Source organism: Campylobacter sp. LH-2024, assembly GCF_048270605.1.
Classification (GTDB): Bacteria; Campylobacterota; Campylobacteria; order Campylobacterales; family Campylobacteraceae; genus Campylobacter_D; species Campylobacter_D molothri.
In genome coordinates this window covers 633,023-656,518 of the sequence record NZ_CP168139.1, presented here as the reverse complement: position 1 = coordinate 656,518, position 23,496 = coordinate 633,023, and the positions used below count along the sequence as shown (strand labels likewise).

The 23,496-nt window shown below is 27.6% G+C and carries 19 protein-coding genes; 6 read left to right on the top strand and 13 right to left on the bottom strand.

Translation table 11 applies throughout. The annotated features are described in order from the left end of the window. Positions 1–2 precede the first annotated feature (2 nt). Positions 3–1,808 carry a peptidoglycan D,D-transpeptidase FtsI family protein gene (locus tag ACD570_RS03430; RefSeq protein ID WP_200281867.1) on the top strand — a complete coding sequence of 602 codons (1,806 nt, stop codon included), beginning with the start codon at positions 3–5 and terminating at the stop codon, positions 1,806–1,808. On the opposite strand, the gene ACD570_RS03425 is transcribed toward ACD570_RS03430, so the two are convergent. From ACD570_RS03425 to ACD570_RS03380, 10 genes are all read right to left on the bottom strand, one after another. Further along, the gene (locus ACD570_RS03425) at positions 1,805–2,233 is read right to left on the bottom strand and encodes a hypothetical protein (protein WP_200281865.1); all 429 of its coding nucleotides are present in this window, start codon (positions 2,231–2,233) and stop codon (positions 1,805–1,807) included. The two genes, ACD570_RS03430 and ACD570_RS03425, sit on opposite strands and share 4 nt — an antisense overlap. A gap of 8 nt (positions 2,234–2,241) precedes the next feature. Beyond that, the gene (locus ACD570_RS03420) at positions 2,242–2,550 is read right to left on the bottom strand and encodes a rhodanese-like domain-containing protein (RefSeq protein ID WP_200281862.1); all 309 of its coding nucleotides are present in this window, start codon (positions 2,548–2,550) and stop codon (positions 2,242–2,244) included. Beyond that, positions 2,547–4,376, bottom strand: a complete 1,830-nt coding sequence (htpG, locus tag ACD570_RS03415; RefSeq protein ID WP_200281860.1) for a molecular chaperone HtpG — start codon at positions 4,374–4,376, stop codon at positions 2,547–2,549. The genes ACD570_RS03420 and htpG overlap by 4 nt, the downstream gene beginning before the upstream one ends. A 62-nt stretch (positions 4,377–4,438) precedes the next feature. Further along, positions 4,439–4,807 (bottom strand): fluoride efflux transporter CrcB, encoded by a 369-nt coding sequence (gene crcB, locus ACD570_RS03410; protein ID WP_337196414.1) that lies wholly within the window; start codon positions 4,805–4,807, stop codon positions 4,439–4,441. After that, on the bottom strand, positions 4,795–5,496 hold the full coding sequence (locus ACD570_RS03405; protein ID WP_417904405.1) for a lysophospholipid acyltransferase family protein: 702 nt from the start codon (positions 5,494–5,496) through the stop codon (positions 4,795–4,797). The genes crcB and ACD570_RS03405 overlap by 13 nt, the downstream gene beginning before the upstream one ends. Beyond that, on the bottom strand, positions 5,474–6,670 hold the full coding sequence (locus tag ACD570_RS03400) for a hypothetical protein (protein WP_417904404.1): 1,197 nt from the start codon (positions 6,668–6,670) through the stop codon (positions 5,474–5,476). The genes ACD570_RS03405 and ACD570_RS03400 overlap by 23 nt, the downstream gene beginning before the upstream one ends. Continuing rightward, positions 6,667–7,311, bottom strand: coding sequence for a phosphoribosylformylglycinamidine synthase I (gene purQ / locus ACD570_RS03395; protein ID WP_417904403.1), 645 nt, complete (start codon positions 7,309–7,311; stop codon positions 6,667–6,669). The genes ACD570_RS03400 and purQ overlap by 4 nt, the downstream gene beginning before the upstream one ends. Next, positions 7,308–7,556, bottom strand: coding sequence for a phosphoribosylformylglycinamidine synthase subunit PurS (gene purS / locus ACD570_RS03390; protein WP_200281852.1), 249 nt, complete (start codon positions 7,554–7,556; stop codon positions 7,308–7,310). The genes purQ and purS overlap by 4 nt, the downstream gene beginning before the upstream one ends. 9 nt (positions 7,557–7,565) lie before the next feature. Further along, the gene (purC, locus tag ACD570_RS03385; RefSeq protein ID WP_417904402.1) at positions 7,566–8,276 is read right to left on the bottom strand and encodes a phosphoribosylaminoimidazolesuccinocarboxamide synthase; all 711 of its coding nucleotides are present in this window, start codon (positions 8,274–8,276) and stop codon (positions 7,566–7,568) included. Next, positions 8,273–9,529 (bottom strand): S41 family peptidase, encoded by a 1,257-nt coding sequence (locus ACD570_RS03380; RefSeq protein ID WP_415858885.1) that lies wholly within the window; start codon positions 9,527–9,529, stop codon positions 8,273–8,275. Before ACD570_RS03380 ends, purC begins: the two co-directional genes overlap by 4 nt. 220 nt (positions 9,530–9,749) lie before the next feature. Between ACD570_RS03380 and ACD570_RS03375 the strand changes: the two genes are divergently transcribed. From ACD570_RS03375 to ACD570_RS03360, 4 genes are all read left to right on the top strand, one after another. Beyond that, complete coding sequence (locus ACD570_RS03375) at positions 9,750–10,037, top strand: metal-sensing transcriptional repressor (RefSeq protein WP_200281844.1); 288 nt, start codon at positions 9,750–9,752, stop codon at positions 10,035–10,037. 125 nt (positions 10,038–10,162) lie between these two features. Next, entirely contained in the window at positions 10,163–12,742 is a 2,580-nt protein-coding gene (locus ACD570_RS03370; protein ID WP_200281835.1) for an ATP-dependent Clp protease ATP-binding subunit, read from the top strand. Between the two features lie 117 nt (positions 12,743–12,859). Continuing rightward, a complete protein-coding gene (locus ACD570_RS03365) occupies positions 12,860–14,749 on the top strand; it encodes a site-specific DNA-methyltransferase (protein WP_417904401.1) in 1,890 nt (629 codons plus the stop codon). Continuing rightward, a complete protein-coding gene (locus tag ACD570_RS03360; protein WP_417904400.1) occupies positions 14,742–17,291 on the top strand; it encodes a DEAD/DEAH box helicase family protein in 2,550 nt (849 codons plus the stop codon). Before ACD570_RS03365 ends, ACD570_RS03360 begins: the two co-directional genes overlap by 8 nt. Before the next feature lie 18 nt (positions 17,292–17,309). Here ACD570_RS03360 and ACD570_RS03355 read toward each other — a convergent pair whose 3' ends face one another. The 3 genes from ACD570_RS03355 to alaS are packed head-to-tail and all read right to left on the bottom strand — an operon-like array spanning position 17,310 to position 22,308. After that, the gene (locus tag ACD570_RS03355; protein ID WP_337196416.1) at positions 17,310–19,232 is read right to left on the bottom strand and encodes a penicillin-binding protein 1A; all 1,923 of its coding nucleotides are present in this window, start codon (positions 19,230–19,232) and stop codon (positions 17,310–17,312) included. After that, positions 19,229–19,780, bottom strand: a complete 552-nt coding sequence (gene maf, locus ACD570_RS03350) for a septum formation inhibitor Maf (protein WP_239819917.1) — start codon at positions 19,778–19,780, stop codon at positions 19,229–19,231. The genes ACD570_RS03355 and maf overlap by 4 nt, the downstream gene beginning before the upstream one ends. Beyond that, positions 19,774–22,308 carry an alanine--tRNA ligase gene (gene alaS / locus ACD570_RS03345; protein WP_337196417.1) on the bottom strand — a complete coding sequence of 845 codons (2,535 nt, stop codon included), beginning with the start codon at positions 22,306–22,308 and terminating at the stop codon, positions 19,774–19,776. The genes maf and alaS overlap by 7 nt, the downstream gene beginning before the upstream one ends. 114 nt (positions 22,309–22,422) lie before the next feature. On the opposite strand from alaS, the gene ACD570_RS03340 reads away from it, so the two are divergent. Then, complete coding sequence (locus ACD570_RS03340; protein WP_337196418.1) at positions 22,423–23,496, top strand: DegT/DnrJ/EryC1/StrS aminotransferase family protein; 1,074 nt, start codon at positions 22,423–22,425, stop codon at positions 23,494–23,496.

Here is a 23,496-nt window from a genome sequence, read left to right as displayed (position 1 = left end):
CTATGCAAGAAAATAAAAAAAATCGTGTTTCAAAAGTAGCTTTTGCTTATTGCATGGCGCTTTTGTTTATGATTATTTTTTTAAGCTCAACCTTTATACTTACTTCCAAACGTCATATTCCAAATACTGAAAAAGATCAATATTCTTTAGCTTTGCGTGGTAATATTATTACAAAAGATAATTTTACAATTACAACTTCAAAACAAATTTATCGTGCTGAGATTGATTTAAGAAGTATTGATAAGGATAAGTTTGATCTTTTTTTAAAACTTTTTCAAATTTATAGTGGATTTAGCGATAAAGAAATCTCAGATATTAAAAAAAGAATACAAAATCAAAAAAGACGCTCTTATAATTTCATTCTTTCTCAAAATTTAGATTCCAAACAAGCTAATTATCTTAAAGATCTTGCAAAAAAATTATATATACAAGGATTTTTTAAAGCATTTACCAATAATTCTGGCAAAGTTGAAACCAGAGGTTTAAATATTATTGAACATGAAGAAGACAGAATTTATATGTCGCATGATGCACTTACTCCTGCTATAGGTTATACAAAAGTTGTACTAGATCCAGAAAGTGGAATTTTAAAAAATATTGGTGTTAAAGGTTTGGAAAAATATTATGATCAATGCTTAAGTCCTTTACAAAATGAAAAAATTCAAGGATTAAAAGATATCGGTGGAAATATTATTTTAAATTTAAAATCATTACAACAAAAAAAAATTAATGGTTGCGATCTATATCTCAATGTTTCTTTAAAGCTTCAAAAAAGTATTGAAAAAGCCATTGATGAACGCAATGAAGATTTAAAAGCTAACGAAATTATTGTAGGTGTTATGGATAGTAAAACTGGGAAAATTTTAGCTCTAGCAAGCTCAAGACGCTATGATCCTGAAAATCGTAGCAAGGATTTATCAGTATTAAATGCTAGTGCGATTGAATACGGCTATGAAGCAGGTTCTGTAATTAAACCCTTTATTTTTATAACTGCGCTAAGACTTGGTAAAATAACCCTTGATGAAATTATTGATACTTATGGTGGATCTTATAAATTAGGACGATTTACTATCAGAGACGATCACAGAATGGATAAAATGACTGCTGAAGAAGTTATAAGATATTCTTCAAATATAGGAATGATTCAAATTGCACAAAGACTCAGCAATTTGGAAATTATCACAGGTTTAAGAACTTTTAATTTTGGAGATAAAAGCGGCATTGATCTTCCTTATGAACAAAAAGGAGAAATTCCTAACCCTAAGCATCTAAGAGAAATAGAAAAATCTGTATTAAGTTATGGATATGGACTTAAAACTACTTTTATGCAATTATTAGCCGCCTATAATGTTTTTAATAATAATGGAATTTATGTTACTCCACGTTTAGCTGAAAAATATTATCAAGATGGGCATTTTGTTAGCCTAGATAATGATATAAAAAAAGAAGCCATTTTAAATCCACAATCGGCCCAACTCATGCAAAGAATATTAATTGATGTTATTGAAAAAGGAACTGGAAGAAAGGCTTTTACAAAAGGAGTTACCTTAGGAGGTAAAACAGGAACAGCTAGAATTGCTGAAAGACAAGGATATACCTCAAACCGCTATAATGCTTCTTTTTTTGGATTTGCTAATGATGCTACACACGCTTATACTGTGGGAGTTTTGGTAAGAAATCCTACCAAACCTTATAGCTATTATGCTGCCCAAAGTGCTTTGCCAATGTTTAAAGATGTAGTTAATATTTTAATCAATGAAGATTTTTTAAAACCCGTGTCTGATAATAATCAAACAAGTAAAAACTAATCATTTTGCTCAGATTTTAGTCTCTGAAATTCCTGCATTAAAGATTCTCTTAAATTTTCTGCTTCTTCTTCTCCATTTTCCAAAAAATGAATCAAAATATTTTCTAATTTCTTTAAAAATTCAAAAAGCTCATTTTCCCAAATATTATTATTCTTATTACTCAAATTCATTGTTTGAATAAAAGTAAGTTCTCTACTTAGATCGCTAAGTTTTTCTAAAAATTGTTCTCTATTATTTTGATTTTTTAAATTGTGTTCTTTAAAGGCTCTAATTTTATCATTAATCACTTCACAAAATTCTGGATAAATATCCATTTTTATCGGTTCTAATAATATCTTATTATCAACATTTAAAACTATTTTTTTTACAGCAAAATAAAGAAACAAAAATGATAAAGCAGCTATTAATAAATATATTTCTAACATTAATTTCCTTAAAGCGCTAACATTCCACCATCTAAATTCACACTATCTAAGCCAAGTTTATCTTTTACATACTGCGCAGCTAACATACTTCTATGACCACTACGACAAATAAAAGCTATTTTTTTATCGGACTTTTTTTTAGCTTGAAATTCTTGCAAGAAATTTTCATTTAAAAATCCCTTATGGTCATAAAATGAAATACATTCAGCATTAGGCAATACACCTTCTTCCCATTCTAAAGGAGTGCGAACATCAAAAATTTGATATTCGCTTAAGTCTTGTTTTGTCCAAACATTAGCTGAAATATTTTCTATCATGAAAAAGCCTTTGTAATGATTTTGGCCAAACTTGTATTAAATTCAGAAGCATTTTCAATTCCCATACCTTCACTAAGTTTAGCCATATTTAATACCAAAATTGCAATATCACTATAAAATGTTTCATTATTTTTAAGTCCCGAAAAAATTGCATGTTTTGGATTGATTTCTAAGATAGGTTTTATATTTTGCTCCTGTCCCATTTGCTTTAAAAGCTGCTGCATAGCAAAATCAGGTTTATTTTTATCAAAAACGATACAACTTGGACTATCTTTTAAACGACTAGTTAGTCTTACATCTTCAACCTCATCTTTTAAAAGTTCTTTAAATTTAGCTACAAGTGGAGCATATTCTTTTTTTTCTTCATCGCTTAATTCATTTTTATCTTCAACTTGATTAATAGCTACGAATTTCAATCCCTCATATTCTCCAAACATAGGAGTAACCAAAGAATCAATCTCATCATCCATTAGAAGTACTTCTATATTTTTTTGCTTATATTCTTCCAATAAAGGTGAATTTCTAAGTAAGCTTTCATTATTTCCTGTGATATAAAAAATTTCTTTTTGATCTTTTTGTAAATCATTTTTATATTCTTCTAAAGAACGTAAATTTTCACCTTTGGTGCTTTTATAAAACATGAGTTTTAATAAATTTTCCTTTTCTGTTCCAAAACCATAAAGTCCTTCTTTTAAAACTTTTCCAAAAGTTTTAAAAAAATCTAAATATTTGTCTTTGTCTTTATTTTTTAATTTTTCAAGCTCGCTAAGTATTTTTTTAACACTTGCTTCTTTTACCGCTTTTAAGATTTGATTTTCTTGTAAAATTTCACGACTTACATTTAATGGTAAATCTTCAACATCAATAATCCCTCTAACAAAACGTAAATAAGTTGGCAAAAGCTCTTTGTCATCATCGCTGATAAAAACACGTTTTACATAAAGTTTAAGTCCGCTTTGATAATCCACTCTAAAAAGATCAAAAGGAGCATTTTTTGGAATAAAAAATAAAGAACTATATTCTAATTTTCCTTCACTTTTAGTATGAAGATACAATATAGGCTTATTAGAATCATGAAAATTTTGTTCATAAAATTTTTCATAATCTTCGGTTTTAAGGCTTGTTTTTTGCATTCTCCAAAGAGCATTAGCTTTATTAATTTGAGAAATTTTTACTTCAGTTTTTCCTTCTGCTTCGCCTTCTTTAGCAGGAATATATTCTTCTTTTTCCATAAAGATTGGAAATTGTATATGATTTGAATATTTTTCTATAATACTTTCAATTTTATAAGAATTAGCAAATTCATCATCTTTTAAATAAAGTGTGATTTTAGTTCCTTGCTCTTCTTTTTGAGCATCTTCAATTTCATAACCATTTGCATCAGAAGTCCAAAGATAAGCTTTATCATCTAAAGCTTTTTTGCTTAAAACTTCGATTTTATTTGCGACCATAAAAGCAGAATAAAATCCAACACCAAATTGTCCTATAAGCTGGGAATCTTTTTTAGCATCACCACTTAAATTCTCTAAAAAACTTTTTGTACCACTTTTTGCAATGGTGCCTAGATTATTAATCAAATCTTCTTTATTCATACCTATACCATTATCACTGATGGTTAAAGTTTTTTTATCCTTATCTATTGTAATTTCTATTTTAGGATCAAATTTTAAGCTTTTATAAGAATCATCGCTAACACTTAAAAAATTCAATTTATCTAAAGCATCGCTAGCATTAGAGATAAGTTCTCTTAAAAAAATTTCCTTATTTGAATATAAAGAATGAATCATCAATTGTAAAAGTTGATTAACTTCAGTTTGAAATTGCATTTTTTCTCCTTTGTATTTTTCAAATACGTTATTTTAGCAAAAAATACATAATTCTAAAAAATTTATTTAAAAATTACAAAACCAAGCCAAACGGCTAATAAACATAAAATCACATTAAAAATAATATTAAGAAAGAGATGAAAATAACTTCCACTTTGCAAAAGTGTTAAATTTTCGTAAGAAAAAGTAGAAAAAGTTGTAAAAGCTCCTAGAAATCCTGTATTGATAAAATTTTTAAGCAATGGCGATAAGCCTTTATTTTGAGCATAAGAAAAACAAATTCCTATAGCAAACGAACCTAAAATATTTACAAAAAGAGTACCAAAACCAATAGAATATGGAAAAAATTTATTAATAAAATTAATACTTAACATTCTAAATATAGAACCCAAAAAGCCACCTAATCCTACAATTAAAATTATATTGAACATTGTTTCATTCTTTCTTGTTCTAATACTTCTTGCATTTTTTTTCTAGTATTCTCAAGCCATCTTTCATCACTCGTATCTATCAAATCCATACAAATAATCTTTAAAATTCCACCATTTACATTAAAACTTTTCGTATCTAAAATTTTAGCAGAATCCACAATTAAAATAGGTTGAACTTTTAAATTTAATTTTTCAGTTAAAACTTTAGCTCCACTTTGAAACTTAAGCATTTTTTCTGTTTTTGAACGTGTTCCTTCAGGAAAAATTGCTAAAACTCTATTTTCATTTAATCTTTCTTTAGCCTCTTTTAATACACGCACCAAATCTCTTGGATTTTTTCTATCAATACAAAGTAATTTTGGTTTTTTTATAGTAATTTTAAAAAGTGGAATTTCGCCTAATTCTTTTTTTGCAACCCAACATAAATTTTTAGGATACAATCCTTCTAAAGCAATAATATCTAAAGCGCTTTGATGATTCATTAAAATCATATTTGCATTAGGATTAAACTTACCAACAAGCTCTGTTTTATAAAAAATAGTAAATTTTTGAAATTTAGCCCAAATTCTACGAATTTTCCATAAGATATTTTGAGATTTTACAAAACAAAAACAACACACCACAATTAAAATACTAAAAATAAAAAAAAACCAAAAATATAAAGCTTTAATTTTTTTGCAAATCTTCACGAAGTACCCATCCTATTTTTCCATTTTCAAGAACTACTTTAATATAGTTTAATCTTTTTCCCAAAATTTTAACTTTTTCTTTAGAATGAGCTGTATAGAAAAAAGTTGAAGGCTCTGTTGGCAAAATTCTTACCCTTGAACCTGATTTTAAAATACCATTTTTTATACTTGTATCTATAAAAAAACTCAGTATAAAACACGCTATTGCTAAAGCCAAAATAATGTAATTTTTTCTCCATACAAATACAAGTGCAAAAACAAATGTAAAAAACCAAAGCACATATTGCTTATAAATATTAAAATCTTTATTAGTGGGATTTAAATCACTTTGAGTGCTGATTTCATCATCGCTGATAACAAGTCTAAAACTCATATTTTCAAGACTCTTAGTATTTTTATTAAAATAAGAAAAATCAAAATGAGTTTTAGATGATGGAAATAAAGCATAATAAAAACCAGTAGAAGCATTAAAATCACCTTTTAAGTTTTCTACTCCTTGTTTTTTAACACCATTGATATAAAAGCTCTTAAGATTTGTATTTGTAGCATTTAATTCAAGCATAACAATAATATTACTATTATCAAAATTTTTAGTTTTTATCTTTTTAACTTCTAAAGAACTTGCTACCAAGTGTGAAAAATGATTATCACTTGGCGTAATTTCATATCTAATTGGATTTAAATTTAAAGTAGATTGCTGAAAAACTTCTCCATTCCTGAGTAATTGAATCGAAATTTGTTCTAAAGAAGCATTAGAGGTTTTAGCCTCAAACCATAAAGTTGTTATATATTCACCTCGTATATTTTCCCATTTCGCACCAGGATTTAAAAAAAGCAAATCATCATTTTTTTTTAAATTAATTTTAAAATCAAAATTGGTATTTTCAGTTGTTTTTGCATGAATAGTAATTGGAAAAACCTCTCCAACATAAACCTTATGTGGATACTCATCATTAGTAAGTACCAAAGAACTTCGAGGGATAAAAGGATCTTCAATATTGCTCGTATCTATATCATTATTTTCATCGCTTGGAGCAATATTTTGGTAAATTTTTTGATCTTCTTTAGGTAACTTTTCTAGCTCTTTTTGTACTTTTTGGATATCAAAAACAGAAATTTCTTTTTGAGCAAAAAGGCTACAAGAAATTAAAAATATAAAAAATAATATTTTCACATAAAACCTTCAAACATTTTTAAGCCCACTTCATTACCCAAAACACTATCGCAAGCTCTTTCAGGATGTGGCATAAGACCAAAAATCTTTTTATTTTCATCACAAATTCCAGCAATATCACAAAGAGAGCCATTAGGATTTTGTTGATATTTTAACGTGATTAAATCTTTATCTTCTAATTCTTTTAAAATATTCTCTTTTGCATAGTAATTTCCTTCCCCATGTGCAATAGGTAAATTTACAATATCACCTTTTTGAAAATTTCTTAAAAAAACATTTTGATTTGAAACTACTTTTAAATCTTGATTTTTTGAAATAAAGCTTAATTTTTCATTATGTTTCATTGCACCTTTTAAAAGACCACTTTCTAAAAGAATTTGAAATCCATTGCAAATTCCTAAAATATAGCCCCCTTTTTTAGCATGCTCAAAAACACCTTGCATTGCAGGAGCAAGCTTAGCAATTGCGGCACATCTTAGATAATCTCCATAAGAAAATCCTCCAGGCAAAACAACTAAATCAGCTTTAAATTCTTTTTGCTCATGCCAAATAATTTCAGTTTTAGCGCCAAGTTTATTAAATGCATATTCTGTATCAAATTCGCAATTTGTTCCAGGAAATCGAATGATTGCTACTTTCATAATTTCTCGCTTATGCTCAGTTCATAATCTTCAATCACATTATTAACCAATAGCTCTTCGCACATTTTAGCAATACGCTCTTTAGCCCTTATTTCATCTTTTTCATCTAAATCAAGTATGAGTTGTTTAGCCATTCTTACTTCTTTAACTTCATTAAAATTTAAAGAATGTAAAGCTTTTTCAATAGCTTTACCTTGAGGATCTAAAACTCCATTTTTTAAAAAAATATTTATTACTATTTTCATCAATATGCCTTAATTTAAAATTCTTTTTAAAACTTCTTCATAAGCTACTTTTACATTGCCTAAATCTTGACGAAATCTATCTTTATCTAGTTTTTCATTACTAAATTTATCCCAAAATCTACAACTATCTGGACTTATTTCATCGGCTAAAACAAGTTCATTATCTTTAGCTAAGCCTAATTCTATTTTAAAATCAATAAGTCTTAAATTTTTAGAATCAAAAAATGGAGTTAAAATAGAATTGATCTTTTTGGCAATATTCTTAATCTCTTGAATTTGGGTTTCATCTTGAACCAAATTTAAAATTAAACAATGATCATCATTGATAAAAGGATCTCCTAAAGCATCATCTTTTAAGCAAAATTCAACCAAAGCAAAAGGTAAAACTTTGCCATCTTCTAAACCTAATCTTTTTACAATAGAGCCTGTGGCAACATTACGTACTATTACTTCTATAGGAATAATTTTACATTTTTTTACTAGTTGTTCAGTATCGCTAATACGATCAACTAAATGGGTTTTAATACCATTTTTTTCAAGCAAATGAAAAATTTCTGTACTAATTTTACAATTTAAAGCCCCTTTACCGCTTTCATTTCCCTTTTTTTCAGCATTAAAAGCTGTTAAATCATCCTTAAATTCACTGATTAATAAATTTTCATCATCTGTTTTAAAAAGTTTTTTACCTTTTCCTTCATACATTAAATCTTTTTTTGTCATAATGCATCCTCCTTAATATTTAAAATTTTCACCGCATCAATGGCAGATTTTAATTGCGCATCTTCATAAATTTGTTTTAATGTAATGATATTTTTATCATTTTTCTCTTCTTTTTTCTCTTCTTTTTTATCATTAGTTTTTTGAAGTTCATTCTCTAAATGCTGTTTTAATTCGCTTTCTTTTAAATTAAACCCTTCCTCTTGAGCACTCACCTTTCCAGGAAAAACTTCAATATCTGGTTTTACCCCTATGGCTTGAATGGTACGACCACTTGGTAAATAATATCTTGCTATAGTCAATCTTAATGCTTCAGTTTTATTAATAGGAATTATTTGCTGAACGCTACCTTTTCCAAAAGTATTTTCACCAACAATTACGGCTCTTTTTAAATCTTGCAAAGCCCCGCTAACAATCTCACTTGCACTTGCGCTACCACCATTAACAAGCACTACCAAGGGAGCATTGGAAATTTTATTTTTTGCCTCTGCTTTATATTCTTGATTTTCGCTGGCTATACGTCCTTTTTGAGAAACAATCACACCCTTATCGACAAATAAATTAACAAGCCCTATAGCTTGACTTAAAAGTCCGCCTGGATTATTTCTAAGATCTAAAATAACTCCTTTAACATTAGGATATTTTTTAAGTTCCTTGCTTGCTAAATCAACTACATTTTTATCAAAATTAGTTACTCTTAAATACAAAATATTTTCTTTTTGTATCAATTTTGCATAAACACTTTCAACTTTTATAATATCTCTCATAAGAGTCACATCAAAAGGTTTAGTAGAACCTTTTCTAAAAATAGTTAAAGTAATTTCAGTTTTTGGCTTACCACGCATTTTTTCTACGGCATCATTTAAATTCATACCCAAGGTTGCTTCATTATTTATTTTTAAGATTATATCTCCTGATTTTATTCCCGCCTTATCTGCAGGAGTTCCTTCCATAGGAGAAACAACAGTTAAAGCACCATCTTTCATGCCTACTGTAATTCCAAGTCCACCAAATTCACCATTAGTTTGGATTTTCATATCATTAAAATCTTTCTCATTCATGAAAGAAGAATGTGCATCAAGATTGCTCAATAATCCAGATAAAGACTTGTCTACTAAATCGCTTATATTTTCATCATCAACATAATATTGTTCAACTATAGCTAAAGTTTTTGTAAGCTTATCTAAAGCTTGTAAACGTTGTTCTATTTTTTTATTATCATCATTTTTAGCGTGTAAATTTCCAACAAAAAAAATACAAAAAGCCAAAGAGCTTATAAAACCTACCAAAGCGGCTAAAGATCGTTTTATTTTCAAGTGTAACTCCATTAAGATTTTTTTCTAAATTTTAATAAAAAATGCTTAAGAAATTGTAAATTAAGCATAATAAAATTTATATTGCATTTTCTTTTATTTTTTATGTTAGAATGATTCTAATTTTTTACTTTAAAAAATCAAAGGATTTTTAGGAAAATAAATGCAAAATACAAAAAAACATCAACATTCTCAAAAACATATTAAAGCAATCAGCAATAGACTTAGTCGCACAATTGGACATTTAGAAGCAGTTAAAAACATGGTAAAAAGAGATGAGGATTGTAGTAAAATTTTAATACAACTTGCCGCTATTAAAGCAGCTGTTAACAATACCGCAAAAGCTGTTTTAAAAGAACATCTAGCTCATTGTATCCATCATACATGTTCTAAAGAAAATAAACAAAGCATAGAAGATCTTAATAAAGCTATTGATATGTTTGTAAAATAAACTTTTGATCATATATTTACAAAAATAAACTTAGATATATTTATAAAATAATATAAAATAACTTGACATTATATGACTAAAGTTATATAATATAATCCATATAAATTAATAAAAAAGGAATGAATATGGCAAATATACAAGATTACTTAACAGACTCTATGCTTTCAAATGTTGAAAGTGCAGCATCTTTAGCAATATATTCTAAAAATAATGAAATTGTTCCTTTGCATCTTTTTTGGGCTTTGTGTGTTGATAGCTCAAGTTTACTTAATCAAATACTTAATAAGTTAAATATTTCAAAAGAAGCCTTAGAACTTGAAATTAAAAGTAAAATATCCAAATTACCAACAAGTTCAAATGTAAGCAAAGAAACCATCAGATTTTCAAACGAATTTATTAATTCTTTAGAAATAGCCAAAGGCTTAATGAGTGCGAATGGGGATAGCTATTTATCTGTAGATACTTGGCTGATTAGTGAAAGCGAAAAAGATCCAATTAAAGAAATTTTATCCAAATTTCTCGATCGTAAAGAATTTCAAAAAGAATTACAAAAATTAAGAGCAGGAAGAAAGGTTGATAGCAAAACAAGTGATGAAACTTTAGATAGTTTAAATAAATTTGGTATTGATCTTACTCAAAAAGCAATCCAAGGAGAATTAGATCCAGTTATCGGAAGAGAAGAAGAAATAGAAAGACTAATGCAAATTCTAATTCGTAAAACTAAAAATAATCCTATTTTACTAGGAGAACCTGGAGTTGGAAAAACTGCAATTGTTGAAGCTTTAGCACAAAGAATAATTAAAAAAGATGTGCCAACTTCTTTGCAAAATAAAAAAGTTATTGCACTTGATATGAGTGCTTTAATAGCAGGAGCAAAATACCGTGGTGAATTTGAAGATCGTTTAAAAGCAGTAGTCAATGAAGTGATTAAAAATAAAAATATCATTTTATTTATAGATGAAATTCACACTATAGTAGGAGCTGGAGCAAGTGAAGGAAGTATGGATGCTGCTAATATCTTAAAACCTGCTTTAGCTAGAGGTGAACTTCATACCATAGGTGCTACCACTTTAAAAGAATATCGTAAATATTTTGAAAAAGACGCTGCCTTACAACGTCGTTTTCAACCTGTCAATGTTCCTGAACCTAGCATCAATGAAGCTCTAGCCATGTTAAGAGGCATTAAAGAAAAATTAGAAATTCATCATAATGTAACGATAAATGATAGCGCCTTAGTAGCAGCTGCTAAGCTTTCAAAACGTTATATAGCAGATCGTTTTTTACCTGATAAAGCTATTGATTTAATCGATGAAGCTGCTGCTGAACTTAAAATGCAAATTGAAAGTGAACCTAGTTCTTTAAGAAAAGTAAGAAAAGATATTGAAACCTTAGAAGTTGAAAATGAAGCTTTAAAAATGGAAGATGATAAAAAAAATGAAAAAAGAATAGAAGAAATTATTAAAGAATTAGCAAATTTAAAAGAAAAACAAAATGCTTTAAATTCACAATTTGAAAATGAAAAGGGCGTTTTTAATGAAATCAGTGCCAAGAAAAAAGAAATTGATCTTTTAAAAAATGAAGCTAATTTAGCTAAAAATAAAGGAGAATTTCAAAAAGCTGCTGAATTGGAATATGGAAAAATTCCAAGCCTTGAAAAAGAGGTGCAAAATTTAGAAGAAAAATGGAAAAAGATGAGCGAAAATGGTGTTTTGCTTAAAAATCAAGTAGATGAAGATTTAGTCGCTGGAATTTTAAGCAAATGGACGGGTATTAGTGTGCAAAAAATGCTTACTTCTGAAAAACAAAAATTCTTAGAAGTGGAAAAGCACTTAAAAGAAAGTGTTATAGGGCAAGATAAAGCTTTAAATGCTCTAGCAAGAGCCATTAAACGCAATAAAGCAGGACTTAATGCAGATAATAAACCTATAGGAAGTTTTTTATTTTTAGGTCCAACTGGAGTAGGAAAAACTCAATCAGCTAAAGCCTTGGCAAAATTTTTATTTGATGATGAAAAAGCTATGATACGCTTTGACATGAGCGAATTCATGGAAAAACATAGCGTTTCAAGACTTTTAGGAGCGCCTCCAGGGTATATAGGACATGAAGAAGGTGGGGAGCTAACCGAAGCGGTGCGCAGAAAACCTTATAGCGTTCTTTTATTTGACGAAGTTGAAAAAGCTCATAAAGATGTTTTCAATATACTTTTAGGAATTTTAGACGATGGAAGAGCAACAGATAGTAAGGGAGTGACAGTAGATTTTAAAAATACTATTATTATTTTAACTTCTAATATTGCTTCAAATGCAATAATGTCACTAAATGGTGAAGAAAAAGAAAATGCAATTAAAAGCGAATTAAAAAATTTCTTTAAACCTGAATTTTTAAATCGTTTAGATGATATCATCACCTTTAATCCTTTAGGACAAGATGAGGCTTATGAAATAGTTAAACTTTTATTTAAAGATTTGCAAAATAGTTTGTCAAGTAAAGGAATAAAAGCAAATTTAAGCGAAAATGGAGCGCTTTTGATCGCAAAAAATGGCTTTGATCCTGATTTTGGAGCTAGACCATTAAAAAGAGCTATTTATGATATGATAGAGGATAAATTAAGCGATATGATCTTAGCTGATGAACTTAACGAAAATGATAACATTTTAATCGATGCTGAAAATGATGAAATCGTAATCAAAAAAATACAAAATTGAAAGTAGAAATTTCTACTTTCAAAATTTATTTATAATATTCATTATCTCAATATTTTTATATAATTTCTAAGCACCATTGATATATAATTAATTATAAAAAATTACTTAGGAATAAAAATGCCAAAAAATAAATTATTGCAAGATTTAGAAGAGTATTTTGAAACTTTAGGACAAGTTAGAAATTTAGCACAAAATTATGATGAAAAATTATTTAATTATCTTTTAGAAGAGAGTAAATATAAAGAAGAATTTAAAAATAGATTTTTTATTTTTAATAAAAAAGCTTTAATTTTTAAAATGAATGAATTTTTAACATTTTTAGATCTTAAGAATTTAAGCGGTAGTTTTACAAGCTATGCTAATAAAATAGGACTTGCAAATAAAACAAAATCTTTATTAAAAACAAATAATGAAGTAATATTAAATTTTGCTTTTAAAGACGGTGTTATAAAAGGCGGACAAAGCAAAGATGATCAAAAAACACAAGAAATATTTTTTAATGAAATATTAGCTCGTGATGAAATAGATGTTTTATTTGCCCAAAAAGCCTTGCAAAATTTTGAATTAATAGGCGAAAGTAAAAATCTACAAGAATATTTAAAAGATAATCCAAATTTACTTATAAAAGGCAATAATTTATTAGCATTACATTCTTTAAAAAAGCTTTATGCAAATAAAGTAAAATTAATCTACATTGATCCACCTTATAATACAGGCAATGATAGTTTTAATTATAATGATAAATTTAATCATTCTACTTGGCTTACTTTTATGAAAAATCGCCTTGAAATTGCTAGGGAATTTTTAAGAGATGATGGTGCGATTTTTGTGCAATGTGATGATAATGAGCAAGCTTATTTAAAAGTGCTTATGGATGAGATTTTTGGAAGGGAGAATTTTGTAGGAACTATAGTAAGATTAAGTACAAAACATATAAGAACATTAGCTGATAATACTCTTCAAAATTTACATGATTATATTTTAATTTTTTCAAAGCAAAAACAAATACTTAAGCTGAATAAAAAAATTATTAAGGAAAAAATATTTGAATATACTGATTGTAATGGTGAATATACTTTAAAAGAATTTCAAAATTCAGGAGAAGCTGGAACTAGAAAAGCAAGACCAAATTTATATTACCCTATTTATTATAATATGGAAACTTGTGAATTTTCGCTTACTAAATACAATGAAAAATATAAAGAAATTTTACCTAGAAAAATAGCTGGTGAAGATGGACGTTGGTTATGGAGTAGAGACAAATTTGAATGTGATAAAAATTTATTAGTATTAAAGAAAGATAAAATATTTAGAAAAATTTATAAGAATGATAATGATATTTTTGAATATAGCTCTGAAAAAACTTGGTGGGATACATTGCTTAATTCAAAAGCTACTATTGAAATAAATAATATATTTAAAAAGAAAGGTTTATTTTCATATCCAAAACCTGAAGCCTTACTTCAAAGAATAATTGAAATTTCTACAAATGAAAACGACATAGTAATGGATTTTTTTGCAGGAAGTGGCACTACTTTAGCTGTTGCTCATAAAATGAAACGCAAATGGATAGGCATAGAACAAATGGATTATATAGAAACTATCACAAAAGAAAGACTTAAAAAAGTCATAGAAGGTGATCAAGGTGGTATTAGCAAAGCAGTGCAATGGCAAAGTGGTGGAAGTTTTGTTTATGCTGAGCTTATGCCTTTAAATGCAATTTATAAAGAAAAAATAAACAATGCTAAAAACAACAATGAATTAGAAAAATTTTATGATGAATTAAAAACTAAAGCTTTTTTGGATTATAGAGTAGATATACAAGATATTTTAAAAGATAAAGATTTTAAAGAATTAAGCTTGGAAGATAAAAAGCAGATTTTAAATTTAGCATTAGATTCTAATATGGACTATGTTTTATATGGTGATATAAAAGATAAAGACTATGATATATCTAAAGAAACAATAAAACTTAATGAAATATTTTATGGTGATGAAAATGTTTAGTAAGAAACTACACGAGCTTTTACAGGAAGAATTTGGAAAAAGAGGTATAGAACAAATAGAAATTCCTTTTTATGTAAAAGATAATTTATCAAAAGAATTAAGAATTTATCAAGAAAAAGCTCTAAAGTATTATTATGCAAATTTTGATAGCATAAAACAAAGACATTTAATGTTTAATATGGCAACAGGAAGTGGAAAAACTCTTATAATGGCGGCTTTAATGCTAGATTGCTATAAAAAAGGTTATAAAGATTTTATATTTTTTGTAAATTCTACTTCTATTTTAGAAAAAACTAAAGCAAATTTTGCCAAAAAATATTCAAATAAATATCTTTTTAAAGAAAATATAAATATAGATTCTAAAAATATAGAAATTAATATCATTAATAATCTTTTTGAAAGCAAAGATAATTGTATAAATATATATTTTACTACCATACAAGCTTTATTTTCTCTTTTTAAAAATGAAAGGGAAAATTCTTTAAGTTTTGAAGATTTAAAAAATAAAAAGCTTGTGTTTTTAGCCGATGAAGCTCATCATCTAAATAGTGATACTAAAAATAAAAATGAAAATGAACTTAAAGAAGGCTGGGAAGCTATTATAAAAAGAGCTTATGAAAGCAATAACGAAAATTTATTGTTTGAATTTAGTGCTACTATTCCGCAAGAATTTAATGTATTAGAAAAATATCAAGATAAAATTATTTATGAATATACCTTAAAAGAATTTTGCAAAGATAAATACTCTAAACGCATATTTTTAGTTAAATATGACAATGATGAGTTAGAATATAGATTTTTAGGAGCTGTGCTTTGTAGTCTTTATAGAGAGTTGTTAGCTCAAAAATATAATATAGTTTTAAAACCTGTTATTTTATTTAAAAGCGAATCTATAAAAGAATCTATGCAAAATCAAGAAAAATTTATAGAATTTATAGATAATTTAGAAAACTTACAAATAGAAAATTTTTATAAAAATATAAACAAGGAAAGTGAACTTTTAAATAAAAGTTTAGAATTTTTTAAAAAAGAATATAAAGATTCTTATGTAAATATTATTGTAAATTTTTTAAAAAATAATTTTAAAACACTTTATATGCTAAATACAAATGATGATAAAGAGCTCGAAAAAGATCAAATTTTACTTAATAATTTAGAAGATAAAAATAATCAAATAAGAGTTATTTTTTGCGTAGATAAGCTGAATGAAGGATGGGATGTTTTAAACCTTTTTGATATAGTTAGGCTTGGAAATAAAAAAACAAGCAAGGCTATAACCACTAAAGAAGCACAACTTATAGGAAGAGGTGCTAGGTATTATCCTTTTAAAAGTGATTTGCTTTGTTTTGATGATGAGTTTAAATTTAGAAGAAAATTTGACAATGACTTAGATAATGAATTAAATGCATTAGAAAGATTAAGTTATCACACTAGAAATGATGTAGAATTTATTAAAAATCTTAACGAAAGTATGAATAAAGAAGGATTGTTGTTTGAAGAAGAAAAAAAGCGTGTGGATTTGATAGTAAATGAAAAAATAAAAGAAATTGTTGAAAATAACGAAATTTATTATGCTAATAATAAAAGAATCAAAAAGCGTGATCTAAAAAATTTTAGTATTACAAGAATGGAGATGGAACAAAAAATAAAAGGTTTGCAAATTCCTTATTTTTCAAATTCTATAAAAGAAAGTGAAGAAAAATTTGAAGAAATAAAAGAAGAGTATGATTTTCAAAAACTTTCAAAACTAGATAATATAGATAATAAATATTTTTTAAAAGCAATGAATATATTAGGGCTTGATTTTAAAAATATAAATGAAAATTTTAATTTTGAAAGTAAAAAAGATTTTATAGAAAATTGTTTAAAAGATATATATGTGTGTTTTTCAAAAAAACAAAAATTTAATCAAGAAAATAATCTTGAAATAGCTAAATATGTTTTAGAAAATTTCAAATCATTAAAACAAAGTATAAAACAAGAATACGAAGTGAGTGAGTTTCAAACACATAAATTTAATATAGGTAGTAAAGCAGTATTTAAAAATAATGATAAATTTGAAGAAATGAATTTCGAATGGCTTTATCATAAAACTTTTTGTTTTGATAGTAATTTAGAAAAAGAATTTCTAAATTTTATAGAAAAGAAAAAAGATGAGATAAATAAAGTGTTTTCTAAATGGTTTATTATAAGAAATGAAGGCTTTGAAGAATTTAAAATTTATGATAATAGAAAAGATAAAGCTACTTACGCAATGGGGTTTGAACCTGACTTTATTTTCTTTGGCAAGAAAAGTAAAGATGATGATAATTTTTTAAGTATACAATGTTTTATAGAGGCAAAAGGAGGGCATTTAGCTGGTGCAAAAGATATTTGGAAAGAAGAATTTTTAGAAACTTTAAAAGGAAAAATAATATCCACTAAAGATTATAAAAAATTAACCCTTCAGTCTTTACCATTTTTTATAAACAAAGAATTTAAAATGAATGATAAATTTATTAATAGTTTTGATGAATTTTTACACAAAGATAAAAATTCATAAGGTATTAATTCTTATTTTCTAAAACAAAATCTCATTTTCATTTAAATTTATACTATTTCTTGGCAAAGGTGATTTATCTGTATAGTAAGCACTTTTACCTTTGTAAGTTCCTTGATAAACTCCGTTTGGAATACTAAATTTTCTTGTCGTATTTGGAAATTTCTCTATATATTGAGTTAAAAAGTCCTTAAATACCGGTGCTGCAGTTCTAGCTCCGCTTTCTGTATAACGCATTGGTTTATTATTGTCATTTCCATACCAAATCAATGCTTCAATTTCTGGAGTTATTCCACAAAACCAAGCATCAATATTTTTATTTGTCGTTCCAGTTTTTCCAGCTATATCTATACCTTTAATCTTAGCATTACGACCTGTTCCATTTTCTACAACATTTTTCATCATATCAAGCACCAAAAAGCTTTGCTCTGGGTTACTCACTCTGTGTTCACTAGACTCAAATTTTATAATCACCTTACCATCTTTATCTTGAACTTGTCTGATAATTTGAGGTTCTTTTATTACTCCATAATTTCCAAACATAGTATAAAATTTAGAATATTCCAAAGGAGAAATTCCAAAACTTCCTAAGACTATAGATAAGTTAGGTGGAATATCTTTAAAACCAAATTCCATTAATTTAGAATAAAGAACATCAAGCCCAATATCAAGTGCGAGATTAATCGTAGCAAGATTTCTCGATCGCGTTAAAGCCTCTTTAAGAGTAATCAAACCCAAAAATCTTCCTCCATCATTTTTAGGTTTCCAAATCTTATCACCACCTGAAAAAATTCTAGAAATATCAGCAATTTCACTCATGGGAGAATAACCTAGATTAATTGCTACTTGATACACAAAAGGTTTAAAGGAACTACCTGGCTGGCGCATGCTTTGAGTAGCACGATTATAATTGCTTTTTTCATAATCCACTCCGCCAACAAGTGCCAAAACATCACCACTTTGATGATTGACAACAACCATAGCACCATTTAAGGTGCTTAAATTTGCATCCTTATCGCGTTTAACAATTTCATCATAGCCAAATTTTAAAGCGTTTTTTGCCATTTCTTGAACGTCTAAATCAATATTTAAAGTGATCTTATAGCCACCTGTTCTTAAATCCTTAATACTAGAACTAAGTTGTTTCATTACTTCATCAACAACATAAGGAGCAGCATTTTGAGTTAAAGTATCATTATAAATTTTAGGTACTTCTTTTATAGCACTATCATAATCGCTTTTAGAAATCCAGCCCAAACTATACATTCTCGTTAAAACATTATTTGCACGTGAAATAGAAAGATCTAAATGTTTGGTTGGATCATAACTACTTGGTGCCTTAGGGATACCTACTAACATTGCAATTTCTTTAAGACTTAATTCGCTTAAATTTTTATGAAAATAACCTTGTGCAGCAGTTTTTACACCATAATATCCATGTCCAAAAAAGATAAAATTTAAATATCTTTCTAAAATTTGCTCTTTTGTAAGTAAAGTTTCAATTTTATAAGCAAGTAAAGCTTCTCTAATTTTTCTTGTAATGGTTTTTTCTGGAGTTAATTCTGTGTTTTTTATAAGTTGTTGAGTAAGAGTAGAAGCACCTTCTACAGGCTTTCCAGCATTTTTTATTACCTTTAATCCTGCTCTAAAAATAGCATCAATATTAACACCATTGTGCTCAAAAAAACTTGTATCTTCAATTGCCACCAAAGCCTCAATAAGACGCGGAGGCAACTCATCATACTTTGCATAAAAGCGGTGTTGTTCAAAAATATTGGCTACTAATTTTCCATTTCGATCAAAAATTTGTGTTGTAAGGGGTGGTTTGTACTCTTTAAAGGTATAATCTTGAGTATCTACGCTAGTAAAAAGATACCCAACGTAAATAACACCTGCAATCATTAATAAACCAAAAAATGAAAAAATATATCTTAAAATTTTCATAAATAAGCCTTTAAAGTTTGAGTATCAAGCCCCAAAGCTGTACTTGATTTTCCTATTTGTTTTAATATAAATTTCCCATGAAAACCTTCATGCATAATACAACCTGCTTTACCTTGATAAAGACCATTTTCAACATAATCGCTTAAAGCATTTTTATCAAATTTTTTAAAATAAAGCGTTGTCTTAGAAAGAGAAAAAACTCTTTTTTGAGCACTAACCAATAAAAAGGCACTCAAAATACTTGCACTTTTACCATCTTGTAAAGCAAGCATCTCATAAGCTTCATTTTTATCGTTTGCCTTGGTTAAAATTTTATTTCCTATACAAACAATGCTATCGGCAAAAAGTATAGTTTCATTTAAAAAATCTTTTTCAAAAATGGCAAGAAATTGTTTTTCTTTTTCAAGGACAACATTTTGAACATATAAATTTGCTGGAATATTTTTATTTAAATTTTCATCATAATCAAAAGCAATTTGCTTAAATTCGATATTTTCTTCTCGGAGTAATTTTGCTCTTGAAGAAGAGCTTGAAGCAAGAATTAGCATTGAATTGCTTTTTCTATATGTTCTAAACTTTGCTTTAAAGCTTCTTCAAGTTTAGCAATATCTTTACCTCCTGCTGTAGCAAAATCATCTCTTCCACCGCCATTGCCGCCTAAAATTTGTGCCGCTTCTTTAACCAAAACTCCAGCTTTTAAAGGAGCGTCTTTTACTCCAGCAGCTAGAAGAATTTTATCCTCTTTTACTTGAGCAAGTAAAATTACAGCTTTGCTAAATTTATTTTTAAAATCATCAATCATAACTTTAATATCACCATTTTGTATACTTTCAACACAAATTTGTATTCCATTGATATTTTTTGATTTCAGCTCTATTTTGTTTGAATTTTTTAACTCTTCTTTTAGGGCAATAATTTCATTTTTAAGTTTTTTTATCCCATTTAAAATATCATTATTTTTCAATTCTTCTTTGATTTTATTAATTTCATCGAGTTGATTTTTTACAAATTTTAAAGCTGCTTTAGATACAACTGCTTCTATACGTCTTATACCTGCACTTACACCGCTTTCCTTAACAATATAAAAACTGCCAATTTGTGCCGTATTTAAAACGTGGGTTCCACCGCAAAGCTCTTTACTCTCCCCTAATGTCAATACGCGAACTTTATCTTGATATTTTTCATTAAATAAAGCTATAGCACCACTTTTTTTTGCTTGCTCTAAAGACATAATCTCAAGTATAGCATCGCTTGAAAGTATAATCATTTCATTGACTTTTCTTTCAATGCATTCTAATTCTTCTTTGCTTAAAGCCTTAGGGTGAGTAAAATCAAATCTTAATTTATTAAATTCCACTAAAGAACCTGCTTGAGAAACATGGTTACCTAAAATTTCTCTTAAAGCATGATGTAAAAGATGAGTTGCCGAGTGATGACGTGCAATTTGCTCTCTTTTTTCAAAATCAATTTTTGCTTTTACCATATCATTGATTTTTAATTCTTTAGTGGTATTTACAAAACTAAGATTAAGTCCAAAGAATTTTTGAGTATCTAAAACTTCACAATCATCTAAAAATCCTATATCAGCACTTTGCCCTCCACTCGTTGCATAAAAAGGAGTTTTTTCAAGCATTACCCAACCTTTACCCTTAAGAGATGAAATTTCTTTAAAATCTTCATCCAAGAGTGCAAGAATTTTGGTTTCACATTCTATATTTTCATAACCAATAAATTCATTTTCTCCAAATTTTTCAAGTAAAATTTTAAAATCACCACTCGCGTTTTTACTACCACTACCCTTCCAAGAAGCTTTAGCACGTTCTTTTTGCTCTTGCATTAAAGCTTCGAATTTTTCTTCATCTACTTTAAGATTTTTTTCTCTAAGCATATCTTGAGTAAGATCAAGTGGAAAACCATAAGTATCATAAAGCTTAAAAGCAACCTCGCCACTAAAAATTTCTTGAGTATTTTTAAGTTCTTCATTAAAAATTTCAATTCCATTTTCTATAGTACTTAAAAATCTTTCCTCTTCAAGTCGAATTTGTTCTTTAATGAATTCTTTTTTTTCATTTAAATAAGTATAATGATTTCCCATTAAATGACAAACTATATCGACTAATTTATACATAAAAGGTTTTTTAAATCCTAATAAATAGCCATGTCTTAAAGCACGACGCAAAATTCGTCGCAAAACATAACCTCTTCCTTCTTTATCAAAAGTCGTTCCCTGTGCAAGCAAAAATACACTAGAACGTATATGATCAGCAATTACTCTAAAACTTGCGCCACTCTCATATATATATTTTGTGTTGCAAAGTTTGGAAATTTCATCAATAATTGGCATAAATAAAGAACTATCAAAATTACTAAATTTTCCTTCTTTGATAGCCATAACCCTTTCAAGACCCATTCCAGTATCTATACTTGGCTTTGGCAAAGGACTTAAAGTTCCATCAGCGCTTCTTTCATACTGCATAAAAACAAGATTCCAAATTTCTAAAAATCTATCTCCATCTCCACCCATATAATCTTCATCACTATTAAAATATTCAGCACCTTGATCATAAAAAATTTCACTACAAGGACCACAAGGGCCTGTATCTCCCATTTGCCAAAAATTATCTTTATCTCCAAATTTATAAATTCGTTCTTTTTCTATATATTTTTGCCAAATTTCAAAGGCTTCATTATCATCTTGATGAACAGTTACATAAAGTTTATCTTTAGGAAGTTTTAAAATTTCAGTTACGAATTCCCAAGCATAAGAAATTGCTTGTTCTTTAAAATAATCTCCAAAACTAAAATTTCCAAGCATTTCAAAAAAAGTATGATGGCGCGCTGTATAGCCTACATTATCCAAATCATTATGTTTTCCACCTGCTCTAATGCAAGTTTGGCAACTTGTTTTTCTTGGAGGATTAGGACGCGGAATTTCTCCGGTAAAAATACTTTTAAAAGGTACCATACCTGCATTAGTAAAAAGTAAAGTTGCATCATCTGGAACCAAAGGACTTGAAGGAGTAATCTCATGTCCTTTGGAAGCAAAAAAATCTAAATAAGCTTTTCTAATATCCATAAAGACTTCCTAAAAGAATTTTATAAAATCATATAATACCAAAATTACTTTAAATTAAGTAAAACTAAACTACAATAAATGTTTTAAAAACTCTTTAAAATACAAAAGGTATATATGAATTTTATTAATCTTAATGCACAATATTTAGCCTATAAAGATGAAATTGACGCTGAAATTCAAAATGTTTTGCAAAATTCTTCTTTTATAGGAGGTTTAAAACTAAATGAATTTGAAAAGAATTTAGCCCATTTTGTAGGCATTAAACATGCTATAGGATGTTCAAGTGGAACTAGTGCTTTATATTTAGCCTTAAGAGCTTTAGATATTAAAGAAGGTGATGAAGTGATCGTTCCTGATTTTACCTTTATTGCAACGGCTGAGGCTGTGGCATTAGTAGGCGCAAAACCTATTTTTGTAGATATTAATCTTAATAATTATAATCTTGATTTTAAAGCAGTAGAGCAAGCCATCACATCTAAAACAAAAGCGGTTATTGCTGTGAGTATGTTTGGACAAATGAGTGATTTAAAAAAATTAAATGAAATGCTAAAAAATAAAAATATCACTCTTATTGAAGATGGAGCACAAAGTTTTGGAGCAAGTTTTAAAAGGGAAAAATCTTGTTCAATTGCACCTATTTCTTGCACTAGTTTTTTTCCATCTAAACCTTTAGGTGCTTATGGAGATGGAGGGGCTATTTTTTGCCACGATGATGCTTTAGCACAAAAAATAAGAATTTTACTTAATCACGGACAAACAGAGCGTTATAAACATGAATTTATAGGTATAAACGCGCGTCTTGATACCCTTCAAGCGGCTATTTTAAATGTAAAATTAAAATTTCTTGAGCAAGAAATTGAAAAAAGACAGATTTTAGCTAAAATCTATAATGAAAATTTAAAAAACTGCGTGATTCCAAAAATCAACAATGATGCCAAAAGTGTTTATGCGCAATATAGTATTTTAGTAGAAAATAGAGCACGCATTTTGCAAAAATTTGAAAAAGCTAATATACCTTATGCGATTCATTATCCAACCCCTCTTCATAAGCAACCTTGTTTTAAAGAGGCAAATCATTTAGAAATTAAAAATTCTAGCTATGCAAGTGAGCATATCCTATCTTTACCTTTTTCGGCTTTTTTAGAAGAAAGAGAACAAGAGCAAGTTATTGATCTTTTTAAGGATTAA